Consider the following 5,209-nt stretch of genomic DNA (forward strand, 5'->3'; position numbering starts at 1 on the left):
CGCCGGGCACGGGCACGCGTCCCGCGCGGCGGCAGCGCGGGACGGGGGCCGCGGGCACCTGGCCGGGAGGCCGCGCGCGGCGGCCTTCAGAGCCAGCCGCGCCGCTTGAACTGCCGGTGCAGCCCCACCACGATCGCCAGCATCAGCGCGATCACCGTCGGGTACGACCAGATCCAGTGCAGCTCCGGCATGTGCTCGAAATTCATGCCGTAGATGCCCGCCACCATGGTCGGGACCGCCGCCATGGCGGCCCAGGCGGAGATCTTGCGCATGTCGTCGTTCTGCCGGACGCCCATCTGCGCGAGGTGCGCGGAGAGGATGTCCGTCAGCAGCCGGTCGAGGCCCTCCACCATCTCGTTGGCGTGGGTCAGGTGGTCGTTCACGTCGCGGAAGAACGGCTGCGACTTCGCGTCCACGAAGGGCACGCCCGCCCCCGCGAGCTTCTGCATCGGCGTCGCGAGCGGTCCCGTCGCCCGCCGGAACTCCAGCACCTGGCGCTTGAAGTTGTAGATGCGCGCGGCCGTCGTCTGGGCGTTGGACGCCCGCTCGCTCGCGCGGCTGTCCGACGTCGGGGTGAAGACCTCGGCCTCCACCTCCTCCAGGTCCATCTGCAGTTCGTCGGCCACCTCGATGTAGTGGTCGACCACCGCGTCGCTGACCGCGTACAGCACGGCCGTCGGCCCGCGCCGCAGGATCTCGGGCTCGCTCTCCAGCCGGTTGCGCACCGCGGACAGCGCCGCGCCCTCGCCGTGCCGGACGGTCACCACGAACGAATCGCCTATGAACACCATCAACTCGTCCGTGGTGACGGTGTCCGTCTCCGCTTCGTACGACGCCGGTTTGAGCACCACGAACAACGAGTCGTCGTACACCTCCAGCTTCGGCCGCTGGTGCGCGGTCAGCGCGTCCTCGACGGCGAGCGGGTGCAGCCCGAACTCGCTCGTCACGAGGGAGAACTCCTTCTCGGAGGGCTCGTGCAGCCCGATCCACAAGAAGGCGTCCCCCGACGCGCGCGCCTCGTCGAGGGCGTCCGAGAAGTCCTCGGGCCCCTCCGTGCGGCGGCCGTTTCGGTAGATGGCACAGTCCACGATCACGCGGGGCATTCTTCCCGGTCCGCGCGCACCCATACGACGCGGGCCACCGTGGTCCCCGTCACCATGGTTACGCTTGCCGTCATGGCCACGCTGATCCTCGTACGTCATGGACGTTCCACCGCCAACACCTCCGGCCTGCTGGCGGGCTGGACACCGGGAGTGACGCTCGACGAGCGGGGCGCCGCGCAGGCGGCGGCACTGCCGGCGCGCCTCGACGGCATCCCCTTCGCGGCCGTCGTCTCCAGCCCCCTGCAGCGCTGCCGCGAGACCCTCCAGCCGCTGCTGGACGCCCGCCCCGGCACCGAACTCGTCACGGACGAGCGGATCGGCGAGTGCGACTACGGGGAGTGGACCGGCCGCAAGCTCTCCGAGCTGAACGAGGAACCGCTGATGCAGGTGGTGCAGCAGCATCCCGCGGCGGCCGCCTTCCCCAGCGGCGAGTCGATGGCGGCCATGCAGGCGCGCGCCGTGGCCTGCGTGCGGGAGTGGAACGAGCGCGTGGAGAAGGAGCACGGCGAGAACGCCGTCTTCCTCGTGTGCTCGCACGGCGACATCATCAAGGCGATCGTCGCCGACGCCCTCGGCATGCACCTCGACCTCTTCCAGCGGCTGAACGTCGACCCCTGCTCGGTGACGGCCATCGGCTACACCCGGCTGCGTCCGTACCTGCTCAGGCTCGGGGACACCGAGGATCTCGGTTCGCTCGTGCCCCGCGAGGCGGGGAGCGAGGGGCCCGGGGCGGTGGGGGGCGGCGCGGGCGCGCCGTGATCGCCGGGCGCAGTAGGGTGGACGCGCCGTGCACGCGTCACGGGAGGCCGCATACGGCCCGCCCCCGGCGCCGCACCACTGCCGAATCAGCCACTTCTTGAGGGAGAGGGAACGTGTCCCGTCAGGTGTTCCTCTACGATCCGCCGGACCGCTTCGTGGCCGGCACGGTCGGGCTGCCTGGACGCCGTACGTTCTTCCTCCAGGCGTCCGCCGCGGGGCGTGTGACCAGCGTCGCCCTGGAGAAGACCCAGGTCGCGGCCCTCGCCGAGCGGATCGACGAGCTGCTGGACGAGGTCGTACGGCGCAGCGGCGGCAACGCCCCGGTGCCCGCGGTCGCCCCCTCGGACGTCTCCGACTCCGCGCCGCTCGACGTGCCGATCGAGGAGGAGTTCCGGGTCGGCACGATGGCGCTGGCCTGGGACGGCGACGAGCAGCGGATGATCATCGAGGCCCAGGCCCTGGTGGAGCTGGACGCGGAGACCGACGAGGACCTCGCCGAGGCCGAGGAGCGGCTGCTCCAGGACGAGGAGAACGGCCCGCCCATGCTGCGCGTGCGGCTGAGCGGCTCCCAGGCCAGGGCCTTCGCCAAGCGCGCCCTGCACGTGGTGAACGCGGGCCGCCCGCCGTGCCCGCTGTGCAGCCTGCCGCTCGACCCGGAGGGGCACGTGTGCCCGCGCCAGAACGGCTACCGGCGGGGCGCGTGAGCGGGGAGAGCGCGGTGGACGAGACCGCGGACAGGGGGACCGGTGCGCAGGTGCCGGTCGCGGACGTGCTCCGCAAGGGCGAACTGACCGTACGCGGGCGGATACGCGAGGCGTCGAACGGCGTGCTCTACTGCACCGTCTCGTACCGGGGCCACGAGGCGGCGTGCGTCTACAAGCCCGTGGCCGGGGAGCGCCCGCTGTGGGACTTCCCCGACGGGACGCTCGCGCAGCGCGAGGTGGCCGCCTACGAGGTCTCCGAGGCGACCGGCTGGGGCCTGGTGCCGCCCACCTTCCTGCGGGACGGGCCGTACGGCGAGGGCATGATCCAGCTCTGGATCGACGGGCAGCCCCTCGAGGAGTTCGAGGAGGAGCCCGTAGACCCCGTAGACCCCGAAGACCCCGAAGAAGAGGGTGATCCGGAAGCCCCCGGCGAATCGGACGGCACCTCCGGGCCCCGCGCGGCCGATGATCCGCGGGAGGCCGGCGTTCCGGACGCCCCGGGCGGTTCCGGCGCCCCCGGAGAACGGGCCGGCGGCGCGGATGCCGGCGACGCTGCGGACGCGGGCGACGGCGCGGCCGCCGACGGCCTGCTCACCCTCCTGACCCCGCAGCTCGCACTGGTGGCGGGGGAGGAGACCGTCGACGGCTGGAAGGCCATCGGCCTGGCCGAGGTCGGCGAGGGCGTCACCGCGCTGCTCGTGCACGCCGACGACGAGCGCCTGCGCCGCCTCGCCGTGCTCGACGCCGTGATCAACAACGGCGACCGCAAGGGCGGCCACCTCCTGACCTCGGCGCAGGGGCGCCTCTACGCCATCGACCACGGCGTCACGTTCAACGCGGACGACAAGCTCCGCACGCTGCTGTGGGGATGGGCGGGCGAACCGCTGCCCGAGGAGGCACTCGCCGTGCTCGACCGGCTCGCCCGCGACCTCGCCGACGGGGCTCCGCTGGCCACCCGGCTGGCGGCACTGATCACCCCCGCCGAGACCGAGGCGCTGCGTGCGCGCGTGCGTGAACTGCGCCACACGGGACGCCATCCCGAGCCGTCCGGCCAGTGGCCCGCGATCCCCTGGCCTCCCGTCTGACGATCTTTGACCGCCCCTCGGGTCGTATCCGGACACCACGTCCGGTTACGCTCAAGGCATGCATGCCTGGCCAGCTTCCGAAGTCCCCGCCCTGCCCGGCAAGGGCCGCGACATCCGGATCCACGACACCTCGACGGACGACAGGGTCACCCTCGCGCCGGGGCCCGTCGCCCGCATATACGTCTGCGGCATCACGCCGTACGACGCCACCCACATGGGGCACGCGGCGACGTACAACGCGTTCGACCTCGTGCAGCGGGTGTGGCTGGACAGCGGCCGGCAGGTCCACTACGTGCAGAACGTGACGGACGTGGACGACCCGCTGCTGGAGCGCGCCGAGCGCGACGGCGAGGACTGGACGGCGCTCGCCGAGCGCGAGACCACCCTCTTCCGCGAGGACATGACGGCGCTGCGCATGCTGCCGCCGAAGCACTACATCGGCGCGGTCGAGGCCATACCGGGCATCGTCCCGCTGGTGGAGCGGCTGCGGGAGAGCGGCGCCGCGTACGAACTCGACGGCGACACGTACTTCTCCGTCGCCGCCGACCCGCACTTCGGCGAGGTCTCCCGTCTCGACGCGGCCGCCATGAGGCTGCTGTCCGCGGAGCGCGGCGGAGACCCGGACCGCCCGGGCAAGAAGAACCCGCTCGACCCGATGCTGTGGATGGCGGCGCGCCCGGGCGAGCCCAGCTGGGACGGCGGCACCCTCGGCCGCGGGCGCCCCGGCTGGCACATCGAGTGCGTGGCGATCGCGCTGGACCACCTGGGCATGGGCTTCGACGTGCAGGGCGGCGGCAGCGACCTGGCCTTCCCGCACCACGAGATGGGCGCCTCGCACGCCCAGGTGCTGACGGGCGAGTACCCCTTCGCGGCGTCGTACGTGCACGCCGGCATGGTCGGCCTGGACGGCGAGAAGATGTCGAAGTCCAAGGGGAACCTGGTCTTCGTCTCGACGCTGCGCGAGCAGGGCGTCGACCCCGGCGCGATCAGACTCGCGCTGCACGCCCACCACTACCGCTCCGACTGGATGTGGACCGACCAGGTGCTCGCGGACGCGACGGCCCGGCTGGCGCGCTGGCGCGCTGCCGTCTCGCGTCCGGAGGGCGCCCCCGCGGACGCGCTCGTCGAGGAGATCCGCGCCGCCCTCGCGGACGATCTGGACGCGCCCGCCGCGCTCGCGGCCGTGGACCGCTGGGTCGCGCTGCAGGAGTCCGAGGGCGGCTCCGACGCGGGTGCCCCGGGCCTCGTCACGCGCACGGTCGACGCGCTGCTGGGCGTGGCTCTGTAGCCGTAAGGCGGCCCGGCAGCCGCATGGCGGCCCCGGCCTGAACGCGAAGAGGGGCTTCGTCGCCCACCACTCCACGGTGGCGGGCGGCGAAGCCCCTCTCGCGTGTCCCGGGCCGGGGACCGGGACCAAGCCCCCGGGCCGGGGACCGGGGCCAGGCCGTCGCGCGGCCGGGCGCCTGGGGCTCAGCCCCCGGAACGGCCGTCCTTGCCGTCGCCGGTCGCGCCGCCGCCGTCCTTGCCGTCGCGGTCGCCGTCGCCGCCGCCCGCGCCG

General features: G+C 73.3%; 5 protein-coding genes. 4 read left to right on the forward strand and 1 reads right to left on the reverse strand.

The features are described 5' to 3' along the window. Window positions 1-86: 86 nt before the first annotated feature. Window positions 87-1,103 (reverse strand): magnesium/cobalt transporter CorA, encoded by a 1,017-nt coding sequence (gene corA / locus L1885_RS23105; protein ID WP_235799101.1) that lies wholly within the window; start codon window positions 1,101-1,103, stop codon window positions 87-89. Between the two features lie 72 nt (window positions 1,104-1,175). Between corA and L1885_RS23110 the strand changes: the two genes are divergently transcribed. The 4 genes from L1885_RS23110 (at window position 1,176) to mshC (ending at window position 4,939) form a co-directional block, all read left to right on the forward strand. Beyond that, on the forward strand, window positions 1,176-1,862 hold the full coding sequence (locus L1885_RS23110; RefSeq protein WP_235799102.1) for a histidine phosphatase family protein: 687 nt from the start codon (window positions 1,176-1,178) through the stop codon (window positions 1,860-1,862). 113 nt (window positions 1,863-1,975) lie between these two features. Then, window positions 1,976-2,566: a DUF3090 domain-containing protein gene (locus L1885_RS23115; protein WP_235799103.1), complete on the forward strand. Its 591-nt coding sequence runs from the start codon at window positions 1,976-1,978 to the stop codon at window positions 2,564-2,566. A 101-nt stretch (window positions 2,567-2,667) separates the two neighbouring features. Next, complete coding sequence (locus L1885_RS23120; protein WP_372482005.1) at window positions 2,668-3,651, forward strand: SCO1664 family protein; 984 nt, start codon at window positions 2,668-2,670, stop codon at window positions 3,649-3,651. 58 nt (window positions 3,652-3,709) lie between these two features. Then, window positions 3,710-4,939 (forward strand): cysteine--1-D-myo-inosityl 2-amino-2-deoxy-alpha-D-glucopyranoside ligase, encoded by a 1,230-nt coding sequence (gene mshC / locus L1885_RS23125; RefSeq protein ID WP_235799105.1) that lies wholly within the window; start codon window positions 3,710-3,712, stop codon window positions 4,937-4,939. The last annotated feature ends 270 nt before the right edge of the window (window positions 4,940-5,209 follow it).

This window comes from Streptomyces fuscigenes, from assembly GCF_021556455.1.
Taxonomy (GTDB): Bacteria; Actinomycetota; Actinomycetes; order Streptomycetales; family Streptomycetaceae; genus Streptomyces; species Streptomyces fuscigenes.

Excerpts from the sequence above, each read along its gene's own strand:
- corA (WP_235799101.1), bottom strand. The coding sequence starts at position 1,103 with ATGCCCCGCGTGATCGTGGACTGTGCCATCTACCGAAACGGCCGCCGC.
- L1885_RS23110 (WP_235799102.1), top strand. The coding sequence starts at position 1,176 with ATGGCCACGCTGATCCTCGTACGTCATGGACGTTCCACCGCCAACACC.
- mshC (WP_235799105.1), top strand. The coding sequence starts at position 3,710 with ATGCATGCCTGGCCAGCTTCCGAAGTCCCCGCCCTGCCCGGCAAGGGC.